This is a genomic window from Pseudohalioglobus sediminis (assembly GCF_008370495.1).
Classification (GTDB): Bacteria; Pseudomonadota; Gammaproteobacteria; order Pseudomonadales; family Halieaceae; genus Halioglobus.
The window spans coordinates 912,883-926,694 of record NZ_VTUX01000001.1; the positions used below are offsets into that span (position 1 = coordinate 912,883).

General features: G+C 62.4%; 14 protein-coding genes and 1 other RNA gene. 4 read left to right on the forward strand and 11 right to left on the reverse strand.

Going from position 1 to position 13,812, the window contains the following annotated elements; all coding sequences use genetic code 11:
* Position 1 precedes the first annotated feature (1 nt).
* The 6 genes from trxA to hrcA form a co-directional block, all read right to left on the reverse strand.
* Entirely contained in the window at positions 2 to 856 is an 855-nt protein-coding gene (gene trxA / locus F0M18_RS03935) for a thioredoxin (RefSeq protein WP_149610054.1), read from the reverse strand.
* 25 nt (positions 857 to 881) lie between these two features.
* Positions 882 to 1,691: a 4-hydroxy-tetrahydrodipicolinate reductase gene (gene dapB, locus F0M18_RS03940; RefSeq protein WP_149610055.1), complete on the reverse strand. Its 810-nt coding sequence runs from the start codon at positions 1,689 to 1,691 to the stop codon at positions 882 to 884.
* Positions 1,688 to 2,821: a molecular chaperone DnaJ gene (dnaJ, locus tag F0M18_RS03945; protein ID WP_149610056.1), complete on the reverse strand. Its 1,134-nt coding sequence runs from the start codon at positions 2,819 to 2,821 to the stop codon at positions 1,688 to 1,690. The genes dapB and dnaJ overlap by 4 nt, the downstream gene beginning before the upstream one ends.
* A gap of 185 nt (positions 2,822 to 3,006) precedes the next feature.
* A complete protein-coding gene (gene dnaK / locus F0M18_RS03950; protein WP_149610057.1) occupies positions 3,007 to 4,941 on the reverse strand; it encodes a molecular chaperone DnaK in 1,935 nt (644 codons plus the stop codon).
* A gap of 156 nt (positions 4,942 to 5,097) precedes the next feature.
* Positions 5,098 to 5,688 (reverse strand): nucleotide exchange factor GrpE, encoded by a 591-nt coding sequence (gene grpE, locus F0M18_RS03955; RefSeq protein WP_149610058.1) that lies wholly within the window; start codon positions 5,686 to 5,688, stop codon positions 5,098 to 5,100.
* Between the two features lie 124 nt (positions 5,689 to 5,812).
* Positions 5,813 to 6,847 (reverse strand): heat-inducible transcriptional repressor HrcA, encoded by a 1,035-nt coding sequence (hrcA, locus tag F0M18_RS03960; protein WP_149610059.1) that lies wholly within the window; start codon positions 6,845 to 6,847, stop codon positions 5,813 to 5,815.
* A 130-nt stretch (positions 6,848 to 6,977) separates the two neighbouring features.
* Between hrcA and recN the strand changes: the two genes are divergently transcribed.
* On the forward strand, positions 6,978 to 8,630 hold the full coding sequence (recN, locus tag F0M18_RS03965; protein WP_149610060.1) for a DNA repair protein RecN: 1,653 nt from the start codon (positions 6,978 to 6,980) through the stop codon (positions 8,628 to 8,630).
* Between the two features lie 14 nt (positions 8,631 to 8,644).
* Here the strand turns inward: recN and fur are convergent, their stop codons facing one another.
* Complete coding sequence (gene fur / locus F0M18_RS03970) at positions 8,645 to 9,079, reverse strand: ferric iron uptake transcriptional regulator (RefSeq protein WP_149610061.1); 435 nt, start codon at positions 9,077 to 9,079, stop codon at positions 8,645 to 8,647.
* Between the two features lie 73 nt (positions 9,080 to 9,152).
* Here fur and F0M18_RS03975 point away from each other — a divergent pair, with 73 nt between their 5' ends.
* Positions 9,153 to 9,524, forward strand: coding sequence for an outer membrane protein assembly factor BamE (locus F0M18_RS03975; RefSeq protein WP_149610062.1), 372 nt, complete (start codon positions 9,153 to 9,155; stop codon positions 9,522 to 9,524).
* Here F0M18_RS03975 and F0M18_RS03980 read toward each other — a convergent pair.
* The 3 genes from F0M18_RS03980 to F0M18_RS03990 are packed head-to-tail and all read right to left on the reverse strand — an operon-like array spanning position 9,521 to position 11,636.
* On the reverse strand, positions 9,521 to 9,835 hold the full coding sequence (locus F0M18_RS03980; protein ID WP_149610063.1) for an RnfH family protein: 315 nt from the start codon (positions 9,833 to 9,835) through the stop codon (positions 9,521 to 9,523). The two genes, F0M18_RS03975 and F0M18_RS03980, sit on opposite strands and share 4 nt — an antisense overlap.
* 4 nt (positions 9,836 to 9,839) lie before the next feature.
* Complete coding sequence (locus F0M18_RS03985; protein ID WP_149610064.1) at positions 9,840 to 10,271, reverse strand: type II toxin-antitoxin system RatA family toxin; 432 nt, start codon at positions 10,269 to 10,271, stop codon at positions 9,840 to 9,842.
* 12 nt (positions 10,272 to 10,283) lie between these two features.
* Positions 10,284 to 11,636, reverse strand: coding sequence for a sodium-dependent transporter (locus F0M18_RS03990; RefSeq protein ID WP_149610065.1), 1,353 nt, complete (start codon positions 11,634 to 11,636; stop codon positions 10,284 to 10,286).
* A 107-nt stretch (positions 11,637 to 11,743) separates the two neighbouring features.
* On the opposite strand from F0M18_RS03990, the gene smpB reads away from it, so the two are divergent.
* Positions 11,744 to 12,226 carry an SsrA-binding protein SmpB gene (smpB, locus tag F0M18_RS03995; protein WP_149610066.1) on the forward strand — a complete coding sequence of 161 codons (483 nt, stop codon included), beginning with the start codon at positions 11,744 to 11,746 and terminating at the stop codon, positions 12,224 to 12,226.
* A 37-nt stretch (positions 12,227 to 12,263) separates the two neighbouring features.
* Here smpB and F0M18_RS04000 read toward each other — a convergent pair whose 3' ends face one another.
* Positions 12,264 to 13,085 carry a sulfite exporter TauE/SafE family protein gene (locus tag F0M18_RS04000; RefSeq protein ID WP_149610067.1) on the reverse strand — a complete coding sequence of 274 codons (822 nt, stop codon included), beginning with the start codon at positions 13,083 to 13,085 and terminating at the stop codon, positions 12,264 to 12,266.
* Between the two features lie 174 nt (positions 13,086 to 13,259).
* Here F0M18_RS04000 and ssrA point away from each other — a divergent pair.
* Positions 13,260 to 13,649, forward strand: a transfer-messenger RNA (tmRNA) gene (gene ssrA, locus F0M18_RS04005).
* Positions 13,650 to 13,812: the final 163 nt, after the last annotated feature.

The following is a 13,812-nucleotide window of genomic DNA, read 5'->3' on the forward strand; positions in this document are numbered from 1 at the left end:
ATCAGTAGAGCAGGCTGTAAAGCTTGCGCTGGTACTCGGCGGCCAGGGGGTCGCCCTTGCCGAGGCTGGCGATGGTATCGAGCAGGGCTTTGCGGGTCGCCCCGTCACCATGCTCGAGATCCCGCTGCAGGATGGCCACCAGGTGCTCCATCGCCTGTTTGAACTGGCCGGCATTGGTCAATTGCACTGCCAGCTGCTGGCGCACGTCCAGGTTGTCGGGATCGGCGGCCAGTTCCTGTTCCAGCGCCTCGACCTCGGGTGAACGTGACGCCTCGCGCTTGATCTCCAGCTGCGCCTGCAGCTGTTCATAGGCGGCGTCGCGGTCAGCCAGGCGCACACCCTCGAGCAGTGTCTCGGCCTCGTCAAGCCGCAGGCACTCGATCAAGGCGTGGGCATAGGCCACGGTAATCTCGTAGAGCTGGCCGGATTCTTCCCAGGCCTGGCGCAGCGGGGTCAGCGCGCGGCCATAGTCACCCGCCTCGATGGCCTCGTTGGCCAGTTGCAGCAGGCCATCCCAGGGCTTGGGCAAGTACTTGCCCAGCAGTTCACGCACTGCGTTCTCCGGTTGCGCACCGGCAAAGCCGTCTACCGGCTGGCCATTCTGTATCACCATGACCGTGGGCAGGCTGCGCACGCCAAACTGTTGGGCGATCATACCCTGCTCATCGGCATTGACCTTGGCCAGCAGGAAAGCGCCGTTATACTCATCGGCAATGCGTTCCAGCATGGGCATCAGCACCTTGCAGGGCTCACACCAGTCCGCCCAGAAATCCACCACTACCGGCCGCTTGTGAGACTCATCTATCAGCAACGCGGCAGCGTTGGTTTCATCAATGTTGACGATGTGTTGGCTCACTGTTCGCTCCCGTTTCAGCTATGGGCTAGTTAAGGCCCAGTACATCCTGCATATCATAGCGGCCCGCGCCCTGGCCCGGTAACCACGCCGCCGCCCTGACCGCGCCCCGGGCAAACGACATGCGACTGGAGGCCTTGTGTGTGATCTCCACACGCTCGCCCTCGGCGGCGAAAGTCACGGTGTGATCGCCGACGATGTCCCCGGCGCGCACTGTGGCAAAACCGATGGTTTCACGGTCGCGGGCGCCGGTCTGGCCCTCGCGGCCGTAGACAGCCACTTCCCCGAGATCTCGCCCAAGCGCATCGGCAACGACCTTGCCCATACTCAGGGCAGTGCCGGACGGGGCGTCGATCTTGTGTCGGTGGTGGGCCTCATACACCTCGATGTCCACCTCATCACCGAGGACCCGTGCCGCCATATCCAGCAGTTTGAAGCACAGATTGACGCCGGTGCTGAAATTGGAGGCCTGGCAGATGGATATCGCAGCCGCCGCGCCGTCGATCACCGCCTGTTGTTCGGGGGTAAAACCGGTGGTACCGATGACCACTGCCACACCGTGCTCGGCGCAGGTCTGCACGTTCGCCGTGGTGGCCGCCGGGATAGTGAAATCAATCAGCACATCGATTTCGCCGACCACCTCGGCCAGCGAACCGGCGATGCGAATACCGTTTTTGCCCAGCCCCGCCAGTTCGCCGGCGTCAGCGCCCAGCAGGCTGCTCTCGGGCCGCTCGATGGCCGCCGCCAGCACCAGTTCATCGCCGGCGAGAGAGACCGCCTCGATCAGGGTCCGCCCCATGCGTCCGGCTGCGCCGGTAATGCCAATGCGTGTCGTCATGATGTCATATCGTCAAAGAAGTTCTTCACACCCTCGAACCAGCTGTGCTGGCGCGGGGACTGGCGCTTGCCATCCTCGCCGAGGGTTTCCGCAAACTCTTCCAGCAGTTCTTTCTGCCGCTTGTTCAGGTTGACCGGTGTCTCCACCACGGCGCGACACAGCAGGTCGCCAACGCTGCCGCCACGCACCGGCTTGACGCCCTTGCCGCGCAGGCGGAACAGTTTACCGGTTTGCGTCTCCGGCGGGATCTTCAGTTTCACGCGACCGTCCAGTGTCGGCACTTCCAGCTCACCGCCCAGCGCCGCGTCCACGAAGGTAATGGGCACTTCGCAGTACAGGTGCTTACCGTCGCGCTCGAAAATCGGGTGTTGCTTGACTGACATCTGCACGAAAAGATCGCCCGCCGGGCCGCCGTGGGTGCCGGCCTCACCCTCGCCTGACAGGCGGATGCGATCGCCGGTATCGACTCCAGGCGGCACCTTGACGGAGAGTGTGCGGGTCTTTTCCACGCGCCCCTGGCCGTGACAGGTATTGCAGGGATCGGAAATCGTCTGGCCCTGGCCACGACAGGCGGGACACGTTTGCTGGACCTGGAACAGGCCCTGCTGCATGCGCACCTGGCCAGCTCCGCCACAGGTGGTACAGGTCACCGGGCTGGAGCCCTTCTTGGCGCCGGAGCCATCACAGGTTTCGCAGGTGGCCAGGCTGGGAACCCTGATCTCTACCGTGGTGCCCCTGACGGCATCCTCCAGCGAAATATCCAGGGTATAGCGGAGATCCGAGCCGCGTTGCGGGCCGCCGCGACCGCGACCGCCCCCACCGCCGAAGATATCGCCGAACACATCGCCAAAGATATCGCTGAAGCTGCCACCGCCAAAACCGCCGGCGCCGCCGCCCATGCTCGGATCCACACCCGCGTGACCGAACTGGTCGTAGGCATGGCGCTTCTCCGCGTCCATGAGTACGTCGTAGGCCTCGGTGGCTTCCTTGAATTTGTTGTCGGCGTCCGGGTCATCGGGGTTGCGGTCCGGGTGGTACTTCATCGCCACCCGGCGGTACGCCTTCTTGATCTCCTTGTCGTCAGCACTCTTGCTGACACCGAGAACCTCGTAATAATCGCGTTTAGACATAAACAGTTCGGCGTTTTTCTGGTTGCGTTAAACCGTCATCGTTGTGACGGTTACGTTAAACGGTCATTCCCGCGAAGGCGGGAATCCAGGTAAACACGGGGGTCTTGCCTCATGCCTTACTGGATTCCCGCCTTCGCGGGAATGACGGCGTTGCTGTCGAGTTGGCGGGCTTGCGCCCGCCAATATCACTTCTTGTCGTCGTCCTTGACCTCTTCGAACTCGGCGTCGACCACGTCATCTGCCGCTTCAGCCTGGGCGTCGCCGCCCTCTGCGCCGGCGGCTCCAGCCTGCGCCTGCTCCGCCTGTGCCGCGTACATCTTCTGCGCCACGGGGCCGGTCGCCTCGGTGAGCTTGGTGGCGGCCGCGTCTATCGCGTCCTTGTCGTCCGCTTTCATCGCTTCCTCGGCACCGGTGATCGCTTCCTCGATGGCTTTCTTCTCATCTTCGGTAGCGTGCTCACCCGCCTCTTCCAGCGTCTTCTTCGCGGCGTGGATCAGGCCGTCGCAGGTATTGCGCGCGGTGATCAGTTCCTCGAACTTGGCATCGGCCTCGGCATTGGCCTCGGCATCGGCCACCATCTTCTCGATGTCTTCATCGCTCAGGCCGCCTGAGGCGGTGATGCGGATGGACTGCTCCTTACCTGTAGCCTTGTCCTTGGCAGACACGTGCAGGATGCCGTTTGCGTCCAGGTCGAAGGTGACCTCGATCTGCGGCATACCGCGCGGCGCCGGCGGAATGTCCGCCAGGTCGAAGCGGCCCAGCGACTTGTTCTGTGCCGCCTGCTTGCGCTCGCCCTGCACCACGTGAATGGTTACGGCTGTCTGGTTGTCGTCTGCGGTAGAGAATATCTGCGATTTCTTGGTCGGAATCGTGGTGTTCTTCTCGATCAGCGGAGTGGCCACACCGCCCATGGTTTCGATACCCAGGGTAAGCGGGGTCACGTCCAGCAGCAGCACGTCTTTGACGTCGCCGGACAGTACCGCACCCTGGATGGATGCACCCATGGCCACGGCTTCATCGGGGTTGACGTCCTTGCGCGGCTCCTTGCCAAAGTAGTCCGCGACGTACTTCTGTACCAGCGGCATACGGGTCTGGCCGCCAACCAGGATGACATCGTCGATCTCGGAGGGAGACAGACCCGCGTCCTGCAGGGCCACTTTTACCGGCTCCATGGAACGCTTGACCAGTTCCTCTACCAGTGACTCCAGCTTGGAGCGGCTCAGTTTCACCACCAGGTGCTTGGGCCCGGAGGCGTCAGCGGTGATGTACGGCAGGTTGACCTCGGTCTGCTGCGAGCTGGACAGCTCGATCTTGGCCTTCTCCGCAGCTTCTTTCAGGCGCTGCAGGGCCAGCGGGTCGTTGTGCAGGTCGATGCCGCTTTCTTTCTTGAACTCTTCCGCCAGGTACTCGATCAGGCGCAGGTCGAAGTCCTCACCACCGAGGAAGGTGTCACCGTTGGTAGACAGCACTTCAAACTGGTGCTCACCGTCCACTTCGGCAATCTCGATGATGGAGATGTCGAAGGTACCGCCGCCGAGGTCGTATACCGCCACGGTGTGGTCGCCCTTGGCCTTGTCCATGCCATAGGCCAGCGCCGCCGCGGTGGGCTCGTTGATGATGCGCTTCACATCCAGGCCGGCGATCTTGCCCGCGTCCTTGGTGGCCTGGCGCTGTGAGTCATTGAAGTATGCAGGTACGGTGATAACCGCTTCGGTCACCGGCTCGCCAAGAAACTCCTCGGCGGTCTTTTTCATCTTGCGCAGAACTTCGGCTGACACCTGCGGGGGTGCCATTTTTTCACCTTTGGCTTCTACCCAGGCGTCGCCGTTGTCAGCTTCGACGATTTTGTAGGGGACCATGCTGATGTCTTTCTGCACCACATCGTCCTTGAACTTGCGACCGATCAGGCGCTTCACCGCAAACACGGTGTTGTGGGGGTTGGTCACGGCCTGGCGCTTGGCGCTCTGGCCTACCAGGATCTCACCGTCGTCGGTGTAACCCACGATGGAAGGCGTGGTGCGATCGCCTTCCGAGTTTTCAATAACCCGCGGCTTGTCGCCGTCCAGGACGGATACACACGAGTTGGTGGTACCCAGGTCGATTCCGATAATCTTGCCCATTGTTTGTCTCCAGTTTTTTGGTGCCCTCGGCACCGTGTCAATTGCGATGTTGTCTATGTGGGGCCGTTCTGGCCGGAATCAACCCCTTTTCGATCCTGTCTGCCCGGCTTTGTCGCTGGCATCTGGCGGCGGCCAGCGGAGGCAGGCAGACGCGTATTAGCTGCCCTTGCTCACCATCACCATGGCCGGGCGAATAAGCCGGCCATTGAGCGTATAGCCTTTCTGCATAACGGCGATGACGGTATTGGGCTCGACTTCGTTGTTCTCGACCATGCTCATGGCCTGGTGGAGATTGGGGTCAAAGGGCTCGCCCTGCGGGTCGACCATCTCAATGTGGTGCTTACCCAGGACATCGAGGAAACTCTTCAGGGTCAGCTGCACACCTTCCGAGATCGGCTTCAGGATCTCCTCGTCCCCGGCTGCGGCCTCCAGGGCTCGCTCCAGGTTATCCACCACCGGGAGCAGTTCCCCCGCAAAGCGCTCGAGGGCGAATTTGCGCGCCTTCTCCACATCCTGCTCCGCACGACGCTTGACGTTCTGGGCGTCAGCCTGGGCGCGCAGGGCCGCATCGCGTGCGGCGGCGAGGTCTTCGTGCAGCTGCGCCACCTCCTCCTCGAGAGAGCCCTCAGCAGCCTCTGGCTGCCCAACATCGGCGTTTTCAGCCTCGGGGGCAGACTCAGTTTCGGGGGAATTTACCGGCTGTTCTTCGGCGGGTGATTCAGTCTGTTTGGAATCTTGCTCGGCCACGCTTGCACTCCATATGGCATCAATTTGGTCTATGCGCCGGATATGGGGGCAGATCGAGGGGATTCAAGGGCGTTCGGCGAGATTTTCTGGCGCCCGGATTCTGCGCCGCGAGTGCGGCCTGGCGTTAGCTGGACAGCGCCGAACTGAGCATGCGCGCAGTGACATCGACGATGGGGATGACCCGCTCGTAGGCCATGCGCGTGGGGCCGATCACACCCAGGACACCAAGCGTGCGGGCGCCATCGCTGTAGGGTGCGGTAATCACGGAATAATCGCCAAATACCTCGTAGCCGGCCTCTTCGCCAATGAACACCTGCACGCCGCGACCATGCGAGCAGCGCTCCAGCAGGTGCAGCAGGTCTTTTTTCTGCTCAAACGCATCAAACAGCTCGCGCAGCTTCAACATGTCTTCCGGTGAGGCATGCTCCAGCAGGCGCGATTCTCCCGCCACCACATACTCGTCCTCGGCCTCCTCCTGATCCAGCGCCTTGTTGGCCAGGTCCAGCGCCGCCTGCATATAGCTGTCGATCTGGCTGCGCGCCTCCTGCATCTCACGCAGGATCTGCGCCTGCACATCCTGCAGCGGGTGGCCGGCAAAGCGCTGGTTGACCATACTGGCGGCGGCGCGCAACTGCTCTTCGGTAAAGGGACGCTGGGTGTGGATGATGCGGTTCTGCACTTCCCGTTCATTGATCACCAGTATCACCAGCACGCGGTCGCCGGACAGGGGCAGGAACTCCACCTGGCGCAGTTGGCCCGCTTCCTGCCGGGGCACGGTAACGAGGCCCGCCTGGGCGGTGATATTGGACAGCAGCGACGATGCGCTCTGCACCAGTTCGGAAGCGGTCTTGTCGGGGTTGAGCTCGTTGCGCAGCACGGCAATCGCCTCACGCTCGAGCGGCTGCACCTGCAGCAGGCTGTCGACGAACAGGCGGTAGCCCAGGGCCGTCGGGATTCGCCCGGAAGAGGTGTGCGGCGACTTCAGGTAGCCGCGCTCCTCGAGGTCTGACATCACGTTGCGTATGGTCGCTGCACTGACCGGCAAACCCGCTTCCTCCATCAGGGTACGGGAACCAACGGGCTGCCCGTCGCGGATATGCGTCTCTACCAACGTCTTTAACAGTATGGTCGCACGTTCTGAAATCGTGTCGCTTGTCATCTTGAGCTGCCTGGTTCGGTCCCCTGTTTGTATCACAGCGCCGAAAAATGGCAAGGCCACACAGAATCACAACGGATGTTTATGGGCACCCGCTTCTGCGGTATAAATGGGAAAACCACCAGGGGCCATCATGCTCAGCCACATCAATATCAGCAACTACACCATCGTATCCGGCCTGGAGATGGAGTTCGCGCCCGGGATGACGGTCATCACCGGTGAAACCGGCGCCGGCAAGTCGATCATGCTGGATGCCCTCGGCCTTTGCCTGGGTGATCGCGCAGACCCGAAAACCGTGCGCACAGGCGCCGAGAAAGCGGAAATCATTGCCACCTTTGACCTGGCCGGCATCCCCGCGGCCGCCAGCTGGCTGCAGAGTCGCGACATGGAGGGGGACGGTGAATGCATACTGCGGCGGGTGATCACTACCGAGGGGCGCAGTCGCGCCTACATCAACGGGCGCGCCTCCACCCTGCAGGAATGCGCCGAGCTCGGTGCCCTGCTGATCGACATCCACAGCCAGCATGCACACCAGTCACTGCTGCGACGCGCGGTGCAACGGCAGCTACTGGACGCCTTTGCCGGCCAGCAGGAACTCGCTGCCTCGGTGGAGCAGCTGGCCTCAGCCTGGCTGCGCACGCGCCGCGAAATGGAGCTGCTCTCGGGTAACCGGGACGAACACACCGCCAGGTCCCAACTGTTGGCGTACCAGGTCGAGGAACTGGATGCGCTCGACCTGCAGGAGGGCGAACTGGAGGCACTGGAGCAGGAGCAGCGCCAGCTGGAGAACGCGGAGCAGATCCTGGGCTCGGCCCATGCCGCACTGGAACTCTGCGAGCAGCACGAGGACGGCGCGCGGCAGGCCCTCAACCTGCTCACGGCGGAGACCCACAACGGCCCCGCCATCGAGGGCGCCCGCGAGCTGCTCGACAGCGCCGTAATACAGCTGAACGAGGCGCGCAGCGAAATCCAGCGCCACATCGACGGCGTGGAGATCAATCCGGAGCGCCTGGCAGAGGTACAGCGGCGGCTGGAGTCGATATACGAGGTGGCCCGCAAACACCGCGTCATGCCCGAACAGGTGATCGCCACACACCAGCGCCTGCAGGAAGAACTGCAAAGCCTGGCCGGCAGCAGCGAGCGTGTGGAAGCCTTGCAGGCGGAAATGCTGTCGCTGCAGTCGCAGTACCAGGACGCCGCCACTCGGCTGGGCAAGGCGCGCCGCAGGGCGGGCAAGAAACTGGCTGCCGCGGCGCATGACATCCTCGGCACCCTGGCCATGGCGCAATGCCAGCTGGAGGTGGCATTCACCCCGCGGGAAGACAAGCATCCACACCCCCACGGCAGCGAGGAGGTCGCGTTTCTGGTCAGCACCAACCCGGGTTCCCAGCCCCAGGCGCTTGGCAAAATCGCCTCCGGCGGCGAACTGTCGCGCATCAGCCTGGCGATCCAGGTGGTCACCGCCAGCGCCGGCACGGTGCCGAGCATGGTCTTCGATGAGGTGGATGTGGGCATCGGTGGTGCCGTCGCCGAGGTGGTGGGCAAGCTGCTGCGGGATCTGTCAGCGCGCGCCCAGGTGCTTTGCGTTACCCACCTGCCCCAGGTGGCAGCACAGGGTCACCAGCACCTGCAGGTCAGCAAGAGCGCCGGCAAATCCGCGGTGGAGACACAGCTCACGGCGCTGGATGATGCGGGTAAGGTGGAAGAAATTGCGCGTATGCTGGGCGGCGTCAAGATCACCGAACAGACCCGGGCGCATGCCAGGGAAATGCTCACCAGCGATTGAGGTTGCGCCGTGGCTCAGGATTTCTTGCGCACGTACAGCACCAGGGAGTGATCAACCAGCTCAAAGCCGCGCTCCTTGGCGATCTGGCGTTGCCGCTCCTCGATCACCGAATCGTGAAACTCGATAACCTCTCCCGACTCCATGCAGACCATGTGGTCATGGTGCTCGCCACGCGCCAGTTCGAACACCGAGTGGGACGTGCCTGAACCGTCGCGGCCAGCCTCAAAGTTGTGGCGCGTGACCAGGCCCGCGGCAGCGAACTGGGTCAACACCCGGTAAACCGTGGCGAGACCGACATTTTCCCCGGCATCACGCAGCGCATCGTACACTTCCTCAGCACTGAGGTGGCGCTGCGAATCGCCGGCAGATTCCAGGATTTGCAGGATTTTCACGCGCGGCAGGGTCACTTTCAGACCGGCGCGGCGCAGTTCCTGGTTTTCTTCGGCCATTGGCTGGGGGTTCTCTGTGGCATGCAGTAGCGGTATGATGCCACCCCATCAAGTGAAGTGGAAGTTTTCCCCCATGCGTATGCTTTTGGTCGCCCTGGCGATTACCTGTCTCACCGCCTGCGGCGCCGTGGGTTTCCCCGGTGTCTACCGTATCGACGTGGAGCAGGGCAACATCGTGACCCAGGACATGGTGGAACAGCTGCAACCGGGCATGAGCAAACGCCAGGTGCGTTTCATACTCGGCACCCCATTGATAGAGGACACCTTCAACCGCGACCGTTGGGACTATGTCTACAACAACCGCAACGGCCTGGAGGTGCTTTCCGAGTCGACCCTGACCGTGGTCTTCGAGGGTGACACCCTGGTGGATGTGCAGGGCGACTTCCCGACACCGGCGTTTGGCGGTGACACCGCCGCGGCCCCGGAGCAACCCGCAGAAGGCTAACCTTCCTCGCTGGCGCGACGCTCCCGCGCTCGCGCAGCCCGCGCTTTACGTACTTCCTTGGGATCCGCGATCAGCGGCCTGTAGATTTCCACCCTGTCCCCCTCGCGCAGCACCTGCTGGGGGGAAACCGGCTTGGCGAATATACCCAGCTTGGAATTTTCCAGGTCGATTTCCTCGAACACATCGCTAATGCCGGACTGGCGCACCGCCTCAATGGCGGTGGTGCCCTCCGCCACGCGCACATCCAGGATGGCCTGCTTGTCCGGCCGTGCATAAGCCACTTCCACGTTGATGATGCTCTGCTCTGCCATAGCTTTATCCGTAAAGTTGTCGGGCCCGCTTTTCCACTGCCGCCACCAGGTTGTTGGTTACGCCATCGAAAAGTTTAGCAGCCGCCGCACCCAGCAAGGCGTTGTTCACGCGAAAATTCAGGCTCAGGCTGACCTTGCAGGCGGCTTCACCCAGGGGTTTGAAATCCCAGCGCCCCTCGAAGCGTTCGAAAGGGCCTTCTACCAGTTCCAGCAGAATGTGCTGCGCGTCCACCATGCGGTTGCGAGTGGCGAAGCTTTTCGACACCCCACCCCTGGACAGGTGCAGGCGCGCCTCCACCAGCCCTTCTTCACGGCGCAGGATTTCCGCGCGGGAGCAACCCTCCATGTAATGCGGATAGGCCTCGATATCATTAACCAGGTCGAACATTTGCTGTGCCGGAAAGGGCAGCAGCGCACTGCGATTGATACTCGTCATGGGATGTCTTGTCTAAAAGTTCTGCCCCGCCCAGATCAACAGCAATAACGCGGGGGGGGCAATATAGCGCATCAGGCCCCTCCAGTGCGAGAACGAGAGGTCCGATTCGCGGGCGAATTGCGGGCGCAGCACCTGCGGCCGCAACAGCCAACCCACCAGCAGCGCCAGCAGCAGGCACAGCAGCGGCAGCAGCAGCTGCGCCGCCAGCAGGTCCAGCAGCTGCAGCAGCCCCGGCGTGCCGTCCAGCTGCGATGCGGCCACGGATTCGGACACGCGCCAGGCCAGCAACCACACCGCCGCCCCCGCGACCAGTGCCGCCAGCGGTCGGCGCAGGCGCAGGTGCTGCTGCAGGGTGGCGACCGCCGGTTCCAGCATGGCGACCGCCGAGCCCAGGGCCGCGACCCCGACCAGGGCAAAAAACAGGCTGCCAAACAGGTCGCCCTGGGAAACGTTGGCAAAAGCATAGGGGGCACTGATAAACAACAGCGTCGGCCCGCTGGCAGGCTCCGTGTTATTGGCGAACACCACGGGGAATATGGCAATGCCCGCAAGCAACGCCACGACAGTATCGAACACGGCCACCGCCATCACCGAGCGGCCGATGGGTATGCGCTCCGGCGAGTAGGCCCCGTAGACGGTGCCAACCCCCATGCCTATACCGAGTGTGAGCGCGGCGTGGCTGAACGCCGCCAGCATCGCCTCGGCGTCAAAATCCACCAGCTTCACCGAGAACAGGAAATCGCCCGCAGCCTCGAGGTCGCCGGTATCCAGGGCAAAGCGCACCAGCAGGCCCAGTAGCGCGATCAGCAGTGGTACCAGCAACCACACCAGCACGCCCAGGCCGTTGGTGATGCCCAGCGCCAGCACCGCAACCACTGCCGCCAGGAACAGGCTCTGCCACTTGAGCTGGGCCTCGCCGTCGGCCAGCAACCCGGCGAAGTGATCGGCCACGAACGGGGCGCTGGCCGCAGACAGCTGCTCGCTGAGCATGACCTCGACGTAGGCGAGCGTCCAGCCCGCCACCACCGCCTGGTAAGCCAGGATCAGCATGCCGGTCAACACCGCCAACGCCCCAAACCACTGCCAGTGCCTCGAGCGCAGGGAGCGGTCACAGGCGTGGCGGATACTGCGTATGGGCCCTGCACGACCGTAACAGCCCAGCACGACCTCGGCACACAGCAGTGGCACCGCCAGCAGGAACAGGCTGACCACGTACGCGAGCATGAACGCCCCGCCACCGTGCTCACCCATCAACCAGGCAAAACGCCACAGACTCCCCAGGCCGACAGCCGCCGCCGACAGCGCGAGCACGAACGTGGTGCGACTGCGCCAGCGGGCGCTGCTCTGGCCCGAGGTCAGGATCAAGCGGAAATCTCTAAAATTATCATGGGTTTAGATTGCCCGAGCGCATTAGCGCAGAAAAGGGAAAGATTACCGTTTATGTGCTGGCGGCTGCCCGTATAATGCGCGCCATGGCAAAAAAGAAGTCACACAAACCCGATAACGTCATCGCCCGGAACAAGCGGGCGAGCTTCGATTATCACCTGCTGGAAACTTTCGAGGCCGGCGTGGCACTCACGGGCTGGGAGGTAAAGAGCCTGCGCATGGGCAAGGTCGACCTCGGCGACTCCTACGTGCTGATGAAAGATGGCGAGGCCTTCCTGCTGGGTGCCCACATCACCCCGCTGGACACGGCCTCCACCCACTTCGTGACCGACCCTACCCGCACCCGCAAATTGCTGCTGCACAAGAAGGAGCTGGCCAGGCTGCTCGCCGCCCTCACCCAGAAGGGCCAGACCTGCGTCTGCACCCAGCTCTACTGGAAAGGCCACCTGGTCAAAGCGCGCATCGCGCTGGCGCAGGGCAAGAAAGCCCACGACAAACGCGATGCCACGAAAGAGAAAGACTGGAACCGCCAGAAACAGCGCATCATCCGCGACAACGTCAAGCAGTAGGCGACGGGCGGCGCGCTCGCGCCTGCCTATAAATGCGTTATCCCAGTACCCCGGTGGCACGCAGGATCATGCGCACTGACACGATACCCAGGAACACACCGAAGGCCAGGCTCAGGTGGCGCTTGGACAGCTTGTGGGCCAGTCGCGCGCCCAGCGGGGCCATCATCACTGTCATCGGCGCAATCAGCGCCACGCCGATCAGGTTGACGTAACCGAGGTTACCTACCGGCAGGCGCGGGTCACCCCAGCCATTGACGATAAAACCCAGCGTGCCCGGAATCGCGATCAACAGGCCAAAAAACGCCGCCGTACCGACGGCCCGGTGAATCGGCTGGCTCATCATGGTGAGTATGGCCACGCTGAACGTGCCGCCGCCAATACCCATCATCGATGAGAGCCCGCCAATCAGGGACGGCGCGATAATGCCACCGGGGCCGCGGGGTACGGATTTCCAGGGCCGGTAGTCTTCCAGCGGCAACAGCATCTGTATGGCGATCAACAGGGCGACTACACCAAAAATTGCGGCCAGCACCGCGCTGTCGACCGCGGCAGCCACCACCGAGCCCATCATCGAGCCAACGAAGATAAACGGGCCCCAGAGCCTTGCCAGGTCCATATCAACCGCGCCGCGCGCGTGGTGCGCCCGGGCAGAGGAAATCGAGGTAAAAATGATGGTCGCCAGCGATGTACCCACCGCGATATGCATGCGGATCGCCGGGTCCACGCCGCGCACCGCCAGCGCCGTGTCCAGCACCGGTACGATAACAATGCCCCCGCCTACACCCAGCAAACCGGCTATTACCCCGGCTACCAGACCGGTAGCCAGCATGGTGAACACCAACGGCAGTAAACCTTCCATACGCACCCCTTCTTCTAATCGGGCAGAATACCTTGCCGCACCCGGGCAGCGCCAGCGAGGCATGCACCAACTAGTGCCAACAACCGCGTCCAGCGGCACTGCAGCCGGCCCAACGGGGCCCTTGAAAAGTTACCCCTGCATCCCCATTAAGGCGTATAATGGAAAGTTCACAACGGGGGCGATTTGGATTCGACGACGGATACAAACCCTGAGGTGCATGCCGTGATGACAGCCAATCACGTTAATCAAAAGCTGTAAACTTATAGTTGCCAACGACGACAACTACGGTGCACAACTGGCTGCGTAAGCAGTCCGTTTAACACCATCTAGTGGCTTCGGCCCTAGCGGTCTTTAGCAAGGTGCCAGTACCGCGCTACTGACTGTCATACAGAACTGGATCGCTGTGAAGCCTGCCTGGGGTGGATCTGCTAAAACTTATCAGGATCGCGACTTACGTCCTGCCCGTTGGGCTGTAAGCTGCTAAATTAATTAACGGAATCTAAGCATGTAGAGCCGAAGGCAGAGGTCTGGCGGACGCCGGTTCGAGACCGGCCGCCTCCACCAACAAAGAAAAGGGCCACCACTCGAGACTGTGTGAAAACACCTCCGGGGTCTGACAAAATACCCGTATCGCAAGATACGGGTATTTTTTTATGCGCCATCTGGATGGAGAGTCTCGAGAACAGGGCAGTTTGCTGCCTGACACCCTGGATGACTACGTCGCTGA

Bases quoted from the DNA above. Each gene is read 5' to 3' on its own strand.
- dapB (WP_149610055.1), bottom strand. From the start codon at position 1,691: ATGACGACACGCATTGGCATTACCGGCGCAGCCGGACGCATGGGGCGG.
- dnaJ (WP_149610056.1), bottom strand. From the start codon at position 2,821: ATGTCTAAACGCGATTATTACGAGGTTCTCGGTGTCAGCAAGAGTGCT.
- dnaK (WP_149610057.1), bottom strand. From the start codon at position 4,941: ATGGGCAAGATTATCGGAATCGACCTGGGTACCACCAACTCGTGTGTA.
- hrcA (WP_149610059.1), bottom strand. From the start codon at position 6,847: ATGACAAGCGACACGATTTCAGAACGTGCGACCATACTGTTAAAGACG.
- recN (WP_149610060.1), top strand. From the start codon at position 6,978: ATGCTCAGCCACATCAATATCAGCAACTACACCATCGTATCCGGCCTG.
- fur (WP_149610061.1), bottom strand. From the start codon at position 9,079: ATGGCCGAAGAAAACCAGGAACTGCGCCGCGCCGGTCTGAAAGTGACC.
- F0M18_RS03975 (WP_149610062.1), top strand. From the start codon at position 9,153: ATGCGTATGCTTTTGGTCGCCCTGGCGATTACCTGTCTCACCGCCTGC.
- F0M18_RS03980 (WP_149610063.1), bottom strand. From the start codon at position 9,835: ATGGCAGAGCAGAGCATCATCAACGTGGAAGTGGCTTATGCACGGCCG.
- F0M18_RS03985 (WP_149610064.1), bottom strand. From the start codon at position 10,271: ATGACGAGTATCAATCGCAGTGCGCTGCTGCCCTTTCCGGCACAGCAA.
- smpB (WP_149610066.1), top strand. From the start codon at position 11,744: ATGGCAAAAAAGAAGTCACACAAACCCGATAACGTCATCGCCCGGAAC.
- F0M18_RS04000 (WP_149610067.1), bottom strand. From the start codon at position 13,085: ATGGAAGGTTTACTGCCGTTGGTGTTCACCATGCTGGCTACCGGTCTG.